Raw genomic sequence first — 12424 nt, 5'->3', positions numbered from 1 at the left:
ACTCCTCGACCGATCAAAAGACGAACAGGCCGAGGCCGCCGTCGACGGTGATGAACTGCCCGGTGACGTAGGACGCTGCCTCCGAGGCGAAATACTGCACGGCGGACGCCACCTCATCCGGCTGTCCCGACCGCTTCATCGCGGTCGCGGCCTCAACACGAGCCCGTACGTCGGCGCGGATCCGGCCGCAGGCAGGCGTCTGAATCATGCCCGGCAGCACTGCGTTCGCTGTGATGCCGTACTTGGCGTTCTCAAGTGCCGTCGCCCGCGTCAGGCCCAACAGCGCCGCTTTCGCAGCGGAGTAGGCCGCGTGCGCCACGTCACCCATGCTCGCAGCGACCGAGGACACATTGACGATACGACCCCATCGCGCCGCTTGCATATCCGGAAGGCAGAGTTTGGTGAGGTGAAAGGACGCGGTCGCGTGGACGGCGTGCTCAAGTTCCCACACCTCATCATCAAGGTCCGTGAGGTACGCCGCTTGATCGATCAGCCCGGCGTTGTTGACCAGAACGAGAGGCTGTCCGAGCGTGAGCTGGGCGTGCTCGACCGCAGCAGTGAGCGCCACGAAGTCGGTCACATCGGTCGGGATGCACTCCAGGTTGGCCGTTGGGTACTCCTTGGCCAATTCCTCAAGGCCGTCGGCATCGATGTCAAGCGCGGCCACCCCTAGCCCGGTCTCAAGGAATCGGGCGACGACGGCCCGCCCGAGACCACCGGCGGCCCCAGTCACGATCGCGGACGTGCGGTCGGGACGACTCATGCCTGGCCACCTTCTTCAACCTCGAAGTGGAAGTCGGTGATCCGACCCTCCGGCTGGTCCTTGAAGACCACCCGAACCCGCGGCTGTGCCAAGAGGGCAGCGCCTGCGGCATCCAGGTCCCCGAGGTCGACACCTCGGACGAAGTTGAGAACGGCGGTGCTAGCTCCATCAAGCGTGACATATCCAATCACAACCGGTGGGTCCGGCAGCTCGTCGAACTTCGTGGCGAGGATCGTGAAGCTCTCGAGAGTTCCTTCGGTCGCAACCTCGCGCCAGCCCTCGGCCGAGACGTAGCAGACGTCGCAGTGTCCACGCGCTGGCACGAGCACCCGCTCGCAACTCGGGCAAACGGTGGCCATGATCCGGCCGTTGCGCAGTTCGGCAAAGAATCGGCTCGCGGTCTCGCCAGCGAAGTACTCGTACTTGAAGTTCCAGTGACCCTCAATGGTCAGCGGCTCGACATCGGGCGATGCACTCATTGCTCGGCTCCTTGGTGGTATCAGCCGCGCCGGAGCGCGACAGCTGTCTGGGACTGAGAGGCCACGGCTGAAGATCCAGTCGCAATTGCGGAACCCGCCCCATCACGGATAGCGGCTGCCGCTCCGGCGATGCGGACCAAGCCCATCGCCGGTGCGCAATAGCCAGCGACGTACCCGCCATCGCGGTTGATCACCACCCGGTCGGATCCCTCACCGGCGAGGGCCGGCATCCCTTCGCCCTCCGCGACGGCCCCCACAGCCTCGAGAGCAAGTGCCTCGTCGACCAGCGTCAGACCGTCCAATTCGAAGACCTCGATCTTGCCGACGTCGGTTCCCGCTCGCTCCAGCGCTTGCTGCGACGCCGACCGCAAGGCAGGGAGCCCGAGCAGGTCACGGTCTCCTATGCCGTAGGGCTCCGTGGACATCCCAACGCCGGACACCCTGACGCGAGACAGCTCACACGAGATGACGACAGCGGCCGCAACATCAGCCCAGACAGGCAGCTCCCCATCACGTAGCGGGTGTGCGCTGTCCGCAACCCTGCCCATAGCGAAGCGACTGACGGACCGCCTGGCGGCAGCTGCGTTTCGCGAAGCCTCGTAGCGACGGTGTTTCGCAAGGGCCGCGGCCGCTCGTAGCGAGGAAACACCAACTTCCGTCATACCCAGGGGGCGGGTGAAGAACGGGTCAAACAGGATGTTCGAGATAGCCTCGGGCTCCCCCTCGCTGGCACGACCCCATGCCACGACGATCGCGCACTTCGAAGCGCCGCCCACCACGCGGGCCGCACCCACCACGAACGCTTGCGCGCCGTCGTCCCCCAGACGCACCTCGTCCTTCATGAAAGCTCCGGCCGAAGGGGCCGTGACCATACTGCTCAGACCCCGGCCGTCGGTGACGTCATGGGCCCCGAGGATCACGCTGTCGACGTCGTCGATGCTGACGCGGGCGTCGGCTAGGGCGTCCGTGACGGTCGCGAAGATGAAGTCATTGAGGTTCATTCGCGCGTCGCGCCACGAGCGACGAACAGCCGCTCCGTGTACATAGACCTGGTGCGCCATCATTCAAACCCCTGCTGTCGTAGCGTCCATCGTGGTCAACCACGCCCAGAGGCCGTCGGCATTCTGAGCCGCGGCACCGGCAAGCTCCGTTGCCCAATAGGTGACATCCCCGTACTCGTCGCGCCAGGACCACAGCGCTTGCGTCGTGCGATGGAGGTCGTGCTCGCGAGTCACCCCGATCGCACCATGGACCTGATGTGCCAGGCGTGCAGTCAGGTCTGCGGCCTCGCCGGCCCGGATCTTAGCTGCGGCGACCGCAGCGACCGCGACAGTGCTCGTAGCGGTCGCACTGGCAAGACGCTCAACGGCGCGGGCGGCGAGCCTAGTTGCGGCGGCGACTGCGACCTTCTCTCCGACAAGGGCGGCGAGCATGTCCTGCACCGACTGGAACCGTGCTATCGGTTGCCCGAACTGCACTCGCTGGGTGGCGTGGCGGGCAGACAGCTCAAGCGCCCTCTCGATCGCCCCGGCGATCTGCGCACTGCGCAATAGCGCGCCGCGAAGTCGGAGCGCGCGATCTACGTCTTGCCACCTGGAGTCGACCACTGCCATGGTCAACGGGGCAGTTGCCGTTAGCACGACGTCGGCGCGGCACTCCCCCGCCAAGTTCGTGCCTGGGGCGAGGGTCGCGTCAGATGCATTGACCAGCGCGAGCACAGTGCGCGCCGCTCCGCGCGGGACGACCGCGAGGATCTGTCCGGCCTCCGTGGCAAACGGCACTCTTGTCGCCGTCGCGGTCACCGTGGCGCCACCACAACCCCGGCCGTCGCTTACGACGGCCAACGGTGTCCCGTCGACAGGCGCAACGAGGTCGCCGAACTCGAGCAGCGGACCAGCCACCATCGCACCGTCACCAATAGCGGCGCAGATACCACCTGCTGCGATCGCGCTCGCAACGTCGACCGCATCCGCAATCGATCCACCCGATCCACCGGCCCGCTCAGCGAACCCAACACCTGCCCAGCCGCCTTCGACGAGAAGGGTCACGGCCTTCGCCGGGTTCGCGCCCCGGACTACTGCGTCCACTGCGGTACGAATCTCACTGTTCATCGGCCGACGACCGATCGGGCGATGATGCCCCGAAGGACTTCGCTTGTGCCCCCGCGAAGCGTAAAGACGGGCGCGTGCTGAATTGCCTCAGCCAAGAGGCGACCGCACAGATCAGTTGCGGTTGGGTCTGGTTCACGGCCGAGCAGGCTCCGGACCATCTCGAGGGAGTCGCCTTCGAAGCGGGTGCCCATGTCCTTGACGACAGCGGCTTCGACGGCCGGCGTGTGGCCTGCCTGGAGTTGGTCACCAACGTCGCGCGACATCTGTCGCAGGGTGATCAGTCGGGCGAGCAGAATTCCCGCGATCGGGTCGTCGGCGCGGGCGGCGCCGGAAATCGTCGCCTCGATGAGGGGATAGGTCGACAGGAATCGTTCAGGACCGCTGCGCTCGTGTGCCAACTCGTGGGTGACTTGTCGCCATCCGTCACCGACAGCGCCCAGGACGTCTCGGTCCGGCACAAAGACGTCGTCGAGCACGACCTCGTTGAAATGCTGTTCGCCGTCGAGCATCGCGATCGGGTTCACACTCACACCGTCGGCACGCAGGTCGATGATCAACTGGCTGAGGCCGTCGTGCCTGCTCGTCGTCCGAGCCTCAGTGCGCACCAGCGCCAAGAGAAAATCGGAGCGCTGCGCGTGGCTTGTCCAGACCTTGGTGCCGTTTACCCGCCATCCGTCCTCGACTCGGCGAGCCGTGGAGCGGACCGATGCAAGGTCGGAGCCGCTGTCGGGCTCGGACATTCCAATTGCGAAGAGCAAGTCACCCCGGGCCATCCTCGGCAGGAAGCGCTGTCGCTGCTCCACGCTGCCGTTCTTCAACAAAGCGGGACCGACTTGCCGGTCACCGATCCAGTGCGCAGCGACGGGAGCTCCAGCTGCCAGAAGCTCCTCGTTGACGGCGTACCGCTCCAGTTGGCTACGACCATGTCCGCCGTACTCTTCGGGCCATGTCATCGCCAACCAACTCCGTTCGGCAAGGCGATGGCTGAAGCCGACATCGAAGCCCGAAAGCCACGAGTCGCAACGTGGGGCGAATCCGCCCGAAGCAAGTTCGTCGGCCAAGAACGCGCGCACGTCGCGGCGCAACGCGGCCAGATCCGGCTTTGCCGGTGCGGCGATGGTCGTCACCGGGTGTGAAACCTCAGATGCAGTCCGGTCAAGCTGCGCGAGATCATCGTGGCGTTGTAGCGCAACTCCTCGTCAAGGATTTCGAAGCCGCTGTAGCGCTCGACGAGGTGCCGGAAGGCCTCTTGAGTCTCCAGCCGCGCCAGTGGCGCCCCTAGGCAGGTGTGAATGCCCTGCCCGAAAGCTGCGTGCTTGTTCGGCCACCGACTGATATCGAAGATGTCTGGATCCTCGAAACCGCGTGGATCCCGGTTCGCTGCATGCTGCACAAGAAGCACTCGGTCGCGCTCTTGAATCTGCTGGCCGCCCAACTCGAGCGGTTCAGCCGCCCACCTCGCCATGGCCCGGATCGGGCCGTCGAAACGGAGGGTCTCCTCGACGGCGGTGCGCGCGAGGTCGGGGTTCTCGTAAAGCCGCTGCCACTGGTCGGGGAACTGGTGGAAGGCCACCATTCCGTTGGCCATCAGGTTCATGGTCGTCTCGTGACCCGCGAACATCATCAGGATGGCGTTGGCGAGAACTTCGTCCTCAGAGAGGAAATCACCCCGGGCCTCCGCCTGGACCATGCCCGAAAGCAGATCATCTTGAGGGTTCTTTCGCCGTTCATGGACGATGGGACGGAGGAACTCGACGAGATTGTTCATCGCAGCCTCGCCCTTCTCCATTCGTTGAGCGTCGTCACCGCGCACGAAGATGACCGCGCCGAGATCCTCCGACCACGCACGGACCTCGTCACGTGCCTCTGGGGGTACCCCGAGGTACTCCGCGATGACGATCACGGGTACTTGGAACGAGAACTGCGTGAAGAAGTCGACGTTGTCCGGGTCGGGGAAGGACTCGGACAGGTGCCGCACAAGCTCCTGGACGCGCGGCCGCAGCGCCTCGACGCTTCGCGGAGTGAACGCCCGATTCACCAGTTCGCGAATGCGTGTGTGATAAGGCTGGTCCTTCCACACGAAGAACTTCGACAGGAAGCCGAGGAGCTGGTCGGAGCCTGCACCCTCCGCCGAGCGGCGCAATTCTTCCCCAAAGGGCCCCGCGAAGCGGTCGGATGAGAGCCGTTTGTGGTCGCGGTAGCCTGCGACCACCTCCGGGTAGCCCGTGACTACCCAGCCGTTCCACCTGCTGTTCCAGTAGACGGGGTGCACGTCACGCAACTTGCGGTAGTAGCTCGCCGGCCGGTCGATGGCCTCCTCGGAGAGCAAGTCGTCCAGCTCCGTCTTGCTGAACGCAGTGTCCGCCGTGGTCATTGCATCACCCCTGCTCGCTTGTTCCGACGCGTGCGCTCACCGAACATGTCCTCAGTAGTCAACACCTATGTTGATAAATGGTACAAGTGGGTACAAGTGAGTAGTCCCGGGGAGCGGAACACATTGGTCACGGGCGGCCGTCGCTTCGCGCGACAGTGCAGTATGGCTCCATCCAGCGCTGAACAGGAACGTCAGGAGAGATGTCCGATGAACGCTCGTTGGGGCGCCGAGGATGAGCGGGGTGCCGCAAACCTGCTCGATCAGGACGGTGTGCGTCGCGGGCTCGCCGCGGTCACCGACAACCGGTCATTCTCGCTCGCAGCCCCGATAGTGCCCAATCAGGGCTTTGGCGTCGTCGGACGCAACGCCCCACAACATTTCATGGTTCGCGACGGCGGGGACTACGCAGCCGGCCTCGCCGAGAGGCCCGGCTTCGGATTTGCCGACGACTGGATCGCAATGCCGGCTCACGGGGTCAGCCATCTCGACGCGCTCTCTCACGTCTGGCAGGACGGCGTGATGTACAACGGCTACCCCGCCTCAGCTGTGACCAGTCGCGGGGCGAGCCGACTAGGCATCGAAAAGGTGGGACCGATCGTGACCCGCGGCATCCTCCTCGATCTCGTGCCTGAGGGAAGAACCTACCTGGAGCCGGGTGAGAGTGTGCACGCGACGACCTTAGAGGCGGCTTTGGCGGCCACAGGAGTCACACCCGAGCCGGGCGACGCCCTTCTCGTGCGCACGGGCTGGCTTGGAGCGCAGCGCAGCGGCGCCGTGGACGGCACCGCTTGGCCCGGCCTCGACGCGGACTGTGCCGATCTCCTGGCTAGCCTTGACCTGGTCTTGGTCGGTGCCGACAACCCCGGGGTCGAGGCGTTGCCATCGAGCGATCCAGACTGCCAAGTCCCGCTGCATGTCGCATTGATACGCGGCCGAGGCATGTACTTTGCCGAACTACTCGACCTTGATGAGTTGGCTGCAGCAGGGCGCACCGCTTTCCTGCTAGTCCTTTCGCCGCTCCCTGTCGTGGGCGGCGTTGGCGGCCCTGTGACGCCCGTGGCAGTGGTCTGATGAGCGAGCGCAAGGTCACCCGCACCAAGACCACAGATGTCATTCCGCTAGACGACGGGCGGTTTCGGTTCGAGGCGCGACTCACGGATATGTCCTACGGGGGGAACCCTGGTAACGACTCGGATCCAAGCCCGATCCACGATCTGCAACTAACGGCGACCGTGGGCGGACCGGACTTGACGATCGAGGAGATCGAGGTCCGCCCACAGACCCTTCCGTACCGGACTTGTCCTTTCGTCTTGCCACTCGTCGGCGACCTCGTCGGCCGATCGCTTACTCGAGGGTGGCGCAAAGCAGTGCTCGAACTCTCAGGTGGCACCCGAGGCTGCACGCACATCAACACGCTATTGCTCGGGCTGTCGGAGATGCAGGCGATGGTGATCTTCCTTCGGATGAATGAGCACGTTGCGCACGCGCCTTCAACTCGCGAGGACGGCTCCTGGATAGCGGTCGGCTTGACGCTCGCACCCCGCCTGTCCGACGCCTGCTTCTCGCTCCGCGAGGACGGCCCTGTCGTCCAGCGCGGTCGCGCTGCCGTCGCGCGCTCGACGAACTGCGACGATGTGGCAGACTGAATCCCAGGGGCGCCAATGACCAGTCGGATCGGCGAACGTCGAAAACTTGCGCAAACTGAGCCGAGCAAGGAGTACCTGAGCAAGCGCGCTGCCATCGTTGATGCCGCAGCCGGTGTCTTCTCGCGGAGCGGCTACGAGCGTGCGAGCATGGTCGAGGTGGCCGCCAAGGCCGGCACCGACCGAGCGACGGTCTACTACTACTTCAAGGACAAGCACGAGATCTTCCACGCCGTGATCACTGATGCCGTCCAGGACTTGGTGATGACCGCTGAAGCCATTCGGGCTTCGGGGGACGACGCGTCCGTCCAGGTGCGACGACTCGTCAGTGAGATCATGCGGTCCTACGCCGAGCACTTCCCCTACCTGTACGTCTACGTGCAGGAAGACATGAGCCGATTCGACAACGACTCCCCGTCGGCGCGCGCACTGCGGCAGCTCGCTCGCCGTTTTAGCGTCGCAGTCGAACACATGATCTCCGAAGGGATCGAGAGCGGTGTATTCAAAGCCAACCTCGAGCCGCGTTTGACGGCGAACGCCATCTTGGGCGCTCTGAACTGGACGCATCGCTGGTTCCGCCCTGGTCGCGCCGAGTCAGTCGAGGAGATCACGGCTGTGTTCACCGAGATGTTCCTGGGCGGGATCACCGCTCCGGGCACTCCTCGACCCGATGACTTCGGGTTCTGACCTTCGAAACAGGAGAGTCCACGTCCGGGTGTCGGGCATCTACCGTCTGAAGACGTTCAAAGGACCCAGGAGGTACGTGTGCCTGTCCGGCTGGAATTGCTTGATCGCATCGGCGTTGTCACGATCGATGCGCCCGAAACGCGTAACGCTTTGGATCGCGAGTCGGCCCAGGAGTTGCTCGACTGCTTGAGCGAGATCGGCGAGGACACCTCGATCAGGGCAGCGGTGATCCGCGGTGGCGGCGGCACCTTCTGCTCAGGGGCCAACCGCGCGCTACTCGCCGAGGCAGCCAAGAACCCGTACGACGAGGAGGTCAGCATCGCGCTCGAGACGATCTACTCTTCTTTCGTTGCGCTCTGTGAACTGCCCGTCCCGACAATTGCGGCGCTGCGTGGTGCCGCCGTCGGCGCCGGGGCCAACCTGGCGCTTGCCGCGGACGTTCGGATCGCCTCGGACCAGGCTCGTATAGTCTCCGGGTTTCTGCGGATCGGGCTACACCCGGGTGGCGGTCACTTCACTCTCCTTGAGCGACTGGCCGGTCCACAGACAACAGCAGCCATGACTCTGCTCGGCCAAGAGGTGCGCGGCGAACGGCTCCGCGAGCTTGGGCTGGCTTGGGAGGTGCTTCCCGACGAAGAGGTCGAGGACCGGGCCATCGCGCTCGCCTCTCTTCTTTCAGACGCACGCCTGGCCCGCGATGCAGTTTCCACATTCCGGGCCCAGAGTTGGGCACGTCAAGTCCCGATGGCGACGGCGGTCCGAAGCGAACAGGCGGCCCAGTTCGCATCCCTCGCGAGGCGACCCGAGGCCCCACAGACAACCTCCGACTAGTCAGAGTCGTCGTGTTTCCGTCCCAGGCTGGCGTTCACAGATCGAGTACGAGCCGACCGCTTGAGCAGCGTGAAACGCAGACCATCATCGACTCGTTAGAGACTCGCGCGGCGTCGTCGAGCACGGAGTCGCGGTGGTCAGGAACGCCACCCAGAACGGCGGTCTCACAGGACCCGCACGTACCCTCCGTGCAGGACGTGAGCACGAATGCTCCGGCCTCCTCGACAACTTCCAGGATGGAACGGCCTGCCGGCACCACGACAGTGACCCCGGTCCGAGCAAGTTCGACCTCGAACTCGGTGTCGATCACGTCGCCGTCGAGCACCTTCGCGGCGAAGCGCTCCAGGTGCAACGTGCCGGCGGGCCAGACCGCGGACCGTTTGACGAGCGCATCCAAGAGGGCTTCCGGCCCACAGGCGTATATCAGCGCGCCGAGAGGGAGGTCCGCGAGGTACTCGTCGAGGTCCAACACGCCGCACCGGTCCTGAGGCCGGAGGAGGACGCGATCGCCATACCGGTCGACGAGTGCATTCGCCATGGCCATCGACTCCAGTCGACGGCCGCCGTAGAGCAACTCCCAATCGGCTCCCGCAGCCTCGGCCTCGGCGATCATCGGGAGAATCGGCGTGATTCCGATGCCACCCGCGACGAAACGATACGCAGGCGCCGATTCGAACGAGAAGTGGTTGCGCGGACCGCGCACCCCGAGACGCAGCCCGGCCGAAACACGATCCACCAGAGTGCGCGAACCGCCACGCCCTTCGGCCTCGCGCAGCACGGCGATCTCATAGGTTGACCGATCCGCAGGCGTGCCACAGAGGGAGTATTGACGCACAATACTGCCGGGAAGAACAAGGTCTACATGTGCGCCCGGTGTCCAAGGAGGTAGCGGTGCGCCCGATACGTCGGCCAGACGGAACAGGGCGACGCCGTCGGCGACGTCAACCCTCTCCCTGACGATGACATCCAGGACGTCAGTGCTGGCGTCGCGCGCGAAAGTGCTCTCCCCCATCGGTCCAACCACCCTCCGATCGACTCGTTGGTCAACACATATGTTGACAAGTGAACCACATGTGGACCGCGAGCACCCCTCGTGATTCCGTTACGCGGAATCCCCAGGCAGCGCTCGCTCGACACTGGCTAGCGTGCCGATGATCCCGCAGCGACCCGGCACCGCTCGAGCTTCGAGATCACGGGTTGGGGTGACGGCCAGCCGATCTACAGCATGTGACCTGTGCAGGTATTTCTCGTCGCCTTGTCCTTGCCGCGCTTGTTCGTTCGTCCTTCTTGTAGACGGCACCGATCAGGGTGTCGCGGACAGGAAGGGGGCCCGTCATGGGTCGCTTCACCACGATCACGAGGGACGGGACCGTTCGGGGCAACCCGGAGCAGATCGTCGCATTGCTTGCTTCGACCGCTGGCTACACCGAGATCAACCCCTACCGCACCGGCGATCCGGCACTCTCGATCGAACCCTTCGGCCCTGCCTCCGGCGTCGGCGCCGGGTTCGCGTTCAATGGCAGGGACGGGAAGGGCACGCAGACCGTCGCTGCCGTGCGCGCGGACGGGATCGACTTCGACATCGACATGGGTGCGATGGGCAAGTCGCGCCAGTCCATCGACCTCACCCCGGCGCAGGATGGCGCCACTCGGGTGACATGGAGCGCGAAGCTCGACGCCGGGCACAACCCGGTGCTGCGCATCTTCGGACTGGTCGCACACAAGATCCTCGGCCCGAGCCTGGAGTCCGGCATCGCGAACCTCGCCGGACGCGACTGGCGCTGACCGCTCGCCAGAAATGCCCGTGCCCATACGATGGGAGCACGGTTCCACACGAAACAAGCAAGGGAACTCTCATGAAATACACGTTCTTCCTCTACAGCGACGAAACCGCCTATGCCGAGAAGTCCGAGGCCGACATGCAGCAGGAACTCGCCGTGTTCGGCGCCTACATCGGCGCGCTCCAAGAGGCCGGAGTGTTCGTCGCGACCGACTGGCTGCAGCCGACCGCAACAGCGACCACAGTGTCGATGCGAAACGGCGAAGCCATCGTGCACGACGGACCGTTCTCGGAGACGAAGGAGCAGCTCGGCGGCTACTTCATCATCGAGGCCGCATCGCTTGACGTCGCCCTCGAATGGGCGAAGAAGTGCCCAGTGGCGCACTACGGCAGAGTCGAGGTTCGTGCCTCAGCCATGGGCGGCTGAACAGCCGCATGGCACGCGCCGACGAGCCGAACGCGACCAGCGATCTCCTCCTCGGGATCGTCACGGAGGATCGCGCTCGGCTCGTCGGCGCACTGACCCGCTGGTGCGGCGACCTCCAACTGGCCGAAGACGGCTTCAGCGACGCGATCGAAGCCGCACTGAACACCTGGCCGTCGGGCCCTCCGAGCAATCCGCGCGCATGGCTCATCACGGCCGCCCGCAATCGAATCCGCGACACGATCCGCTCCGCCGCGAACAGAACCTCTACCGCGCTCACCGACGAGATCGGCCTCTCGCTCGAAGCCGAGCTGCACCCGAGCAGAGACGATACCCTCGCCCTGCTGTTCGCCTGCGCACACCCGGCACTCGACCGCGGCGTGCATGCCCCGTTGATCCTGCAAGTCGCGCTCGGCGTGAACACCTCCGACATCGCGACCGCGTTCGCGCTGCCCGTCACCACCCTCGCCAAGCGACTCGTGCGGGCCAAGCAGAAGCTCCGCGCCAACCGCGTCTCGTTCGAGATTCCCGAGCAGATCGACGACAACCGCGTCCAGGCCGTGCTCGACGCGATCTACGCTGCCTACTCCATCGACTGGCTCCGCATCGCCCCAGCGGAATCGGTAGACCTCGTTGCCGAGGAGGCCATCCACGCCAGCCAACTGCTCTTGCGCGAATGCCCAGAGCACCGCGAGGTTCGCGGACTCGCCGCACTCCTGCTCTTCCTGCACTCCCGCGCCACAGCCCGGAACAACGGCGACACGCTCATTCCACTCGAAGAACAAGACCGCACCCGGTGGGATCAGCACCTCATCACACGAGCGAATCACATCCTGCACGACGGCCTGGACCACCCTCGCCAGGCAACGCCTCGGCCCTACGAACTGCAGGCAGCAATCCAGTCGGCCCATGCGACGAGCCCCACGGCAGACGAAACGCCCTGGCCGCTCATCGCCGGGCTCTACGACGCGCTCATCGCCGAGACACCAAGCATGGGTGCCCAGGTCGCGCGAGCGGTCGCCATTGCCCGAGCCACTGGCAACGAGGCGGGTCTGGCGGTACTTGACACCCTTCCGCAGCACTCTCCCGCGATCAGCACCTTCCAAGCGTTCCATGCGGCGCGGGGGGCGCTGCTGCGCGACACCGGAGAGACCGAGGCCGCCCGAGCAGCGCTGCAACGAGCTTACGACCTCTGCACCGACCTCCCCAGCCGGAACTACCTGCGCCGATCCATCGAACAGCTCCCAAGGTGACCTGCAGCACCCGCACCTTCCCAAGATGCAGCACGCATCACGAAGACGAAAAAGCGACGATCCGACTCGCCGAGCCGTT

14 protein-coding genes are annotated in these 12424 nt (G+C 65.1%); 7 read left to right on the top strand and 7 right to left on the bottom strand.

The genetic code is table 11. The annotated features are described in order from the left end of the window. Window positions 1-13: 13 nt before the first annotated feature. The 6 genes from QM714_RS16245 to QM714_RS16220 all read right to left on the bottom strand — a co-directional run bounded on the left by QM714_RS16245 (window position 14) and on the right by QM714_RS16220 (window position 5727). The gene (locus tag QM714_RS16245) at window positions 14-763 is read right to left on the bottom strand and encodes an SDR family NAD(P)-dependent oxidoreductase (RefSeq protein WP_415102380.1); all 750 of its coding nucleotides are present in this window, start codon (window positions 761-763) and stop codon (window positions 14-16) included. Next, window positions 760-1242, bottom strand: a complete 483-nt coding sequence (locus QM714_RS16240) for a Zn-ribbon domain-containing OB-fold protein (protein ID WP_415102379.1) — start codon at window positions 1240-1242, stop codon at window positions 760-762. Before QM714_RS16240 ends, QM714_RS16245 begins: the two co-directional genes overlap by 4 nt. A gap of 20 nt (window positions 1243-1262) precedes the next feature. Beyond that, entirely contained in the window at window positions 1263-2303 is a 1041-nt protein-coding gene (locus tag QM714_RS16235; RefSeq protein ID WP_415102378.1) for a thiolase C-terminal domain-containing protein, read from the bottom strand. A 3-nt stretch (window positions 2304-2306) separates the two neighbouring features. Beyond that, window positions 2307-3044: an acyl-CoA dehydrogenase family protein gene (locus QM714_RS16230; protein WP_415102377.1), complete on the bottom strand. Its 738-nt coding sequence runs from the start codon at window positions 3042-3044 to the stop codon at window positions 2307-2309. A 305-nt stretch (window positions 3045-3349) separates the two neighbouring features. Next, on the bottom strand, window positions 3350-4480 hold the full coding sequence (locus QM714_RS16225) for an acyl-CoA dehydrogenase family protein (protein ID WP_415102376.1): 1131 nt from the start codon (window positions 4478-4480) through the stop codon (window positions 3350-3352). Further along, entirely contained in the window at window positions 4477-5727 is a 1251-nt protein-coding gene (locus tag QM714_RS16220) for a cytochrome P450 (protein ID WP_415102375.1), read from the bottom strand. The genes QM714_RS16225 and QM714_RS16220 overlap by 4 nt, the downstream gene beginning before the upstream one ends. Before the next feature lie 207 nt (window positions 5728-5934). On the opposite strand from QM714_RS16220, the gene QM714_RS16215 reads away from it, so the two are divergent. From QM714_RS16215 to QM714_RS16200, 4 genes are all read left to right on the top strand, one after another. Further along, on the top strand, window positions 5935-6798 hold the full coding sequence (locus tag QM714_RS16215; RefSeq protein ID WP_415102374.1) for a cyclase family protein: 864 nt from the start codon (window positions 5935-5937) through the stop codon (window positions 6796-6798). Then, on the top strand, window positions 6798-7373 hold the full coding sequence (locus QM714_RS16210) for a DUF2889 domain-containing protein (protein WP_415102373.1): 576 nt from the start codon (window positions 6798-6800) through the stop codon (window positions 7371-7373). The genes QM714_RS16215 and QM714_RS16210 overlap by 1 nt, the downstream gene beginning before the upstream one ends. Window positions 7374-7388: 15 nt before the next feature. Then, window positions 7389-8057 (top strand): TetR/AcrR family transcriptional regulator, encoded by a 669-nt coding sequence (locus QM714_RS16205; RefSeq protein WP_415102372.1) that lies wholly within the window; start codon window positions 7389-7391, stop codon window positions 8055-8057. A gap of 78 nt (window positions 8058-8135) precedes the next feature. Beyond that, window positions 8136-8888, top strand: coding sequence for an enoyl-CoA hydratase/isomerase family protein (locus QM714_RS16200; RefSeq protein ID WP_415102371.1), 753 nt, complete (start codon window positions 8136-8138; stop codon window positions 8886-8888). A gap of 34 nt (window positions 8889-8922) precedes the next feature. On the opposite strand, the gene QM714_RS16195 is transcribed toward QM714_RS16200, so the two are convergent. Continuing rightward, window positions 8923-9900, bottom strand: a complete 978-nt coding sequence (locus QM714_RS16195; RefSeq protein ID WP_415102370.1) for a PDR/VanB family oxidoreductase — start codon at window positions 9898-9900, stop codon at window positions 8923-8925. A gap of 323 nt (window positions 9901-10223) precedes the next feature. Between QM714_RS16195 and QM714_RS16190 the strand changes: the two genes are divergently transcribed. The 3 genes from QM714_RS16190 (at window position 10224) to QM714_RS16180 (ending at window position 12345) form a co-directional block, all read left to right on the top strand. After that, window positions 10224-10673 carry an SRPBCC family protein gene (locus QM714_RS16190; RefSeq protein ID WP_415102369.1) on the top strand — a complete coding sequence of 150 codons (450 nt, stop codon included), beginning with the start codon at window positions 10224-10226 and terminating at the stop codon, window positions 10671-10673. Between the two features lie 71 nt (window positions 10674-10744). Further along, entirely contained in the window at window positions 10745-11095 is a 351-nt protein-coding gene (locus tag QM714_RS16185; protein ID WP_415102368.1) for a YciI family protein, read from the top strand. Window positions 11096-11103: 8 nt separating this feature from the next. Next, entirely contained in the window at window positions 11104-12345 is a 1242-nt protein-coding gene (locus QM714_RS16180; protein WP_415102367.1) for an RNA polymerase sigma factor, read from the top strand. The last annotated feature ends 79 nt before the right edge of the window (window positions 12346-12424 follow it).

It is taken from the genome of Nocardioides sp., from assembly GCF_047602075.1.
Classification (GTDB): domain Bacteria; phylum Actinomycetota; class Actinomycetes; order Propionibacteriales; family Nocardioidaceae; genus Nocardioides.
This window is presented reverse-complemented; position numbering and strand designations above follow the sequence as displayed.

What these genes read in the sequence shown, in the direction of transcription:
- QM714_RS16245 (WP_415102380.1), bottom strand. Translation starts at nt 763, where the DNA reads ATGAGTCGTCCCGACCGCACGTCCGCGATCGTGACTGGGGCCGCCGGT.
- QM714_RS16240 (WP_415102379.1), bottom strand. Translation starts at nt 1,242, where the DNA reads ATGAGTGCATCGCCCGATGTCGAGCCGCTGACCATTGAGGGTCACTGG.
- QM714_RS16235 (WP_415102378.1), bottom strand. Translation starts at nt 2,303, where the DNA reads ATGGCGCACCAGGTCTATGTACACGGAGCGGCTGTTCGTCGCTCGTGG.
- QM714_RS16220 (WP_415102375.1), bottom strand. Translation starts at nt 5,727, where the DNA reads ATGACCACGGCGGACACTGCGTTCAGCAAGACGGAGCTGGACGACTTG.
- QM714_RS16215 (WP_415102374.1), top strand. Translation starts at nt 5,935, where the DNA reads ATGAACGCTCGTTGGGGCGCCGAGGATGAGCGGGGTGCCGCAAACCTG.
- QM714_RS16210 (WP_415102373.1), top strand. Translation starts at nt 6,798, where the DNA reads ATGAGCGAGCGCAAGGTCACCCGCACCAAGACCACAGATGTCATTCCG.
- QM714_RS16205 (WP_415102372.1), top strand. Translation starts at nt 7,389, where the DNA reads ATGACCAGTCGGATCGGCGAACGTCGAAAACTTGCGCAAACTGAGCCG.
- QM714_RS16195 (WP_415102370.1), bottom strand. Translation starts at nt 9,900, where the DNA reads ATGGGGGAGAGCACTTTCGCGCGCGACGCCAGCACTGACGTCCTGGAT.
- QM714_RS16190 (WP_415102369.1), top strand. Translation starts at nt 10,224, where the DNA reads ATGGGTCGCTTCACCACGATCACGAGGGACGGGACCGTTCGGGGCAAC.
- QM714_RS16185 (WP_415102368.1), top strand. Translation starts at nt 10,745, where the DNA reads ATGAAATACACGTTCTTCCTCTACAGCGACGAAACCGCCTATGCCGAG.
- QM714_RS16180 (WP_415102367.1), top strand. Translation starts at nt 11,104, where the DNA reads ATGGCACGCGCCGACGAGCCGAACGCGACCAGCGATCTCCTCCTCGGG.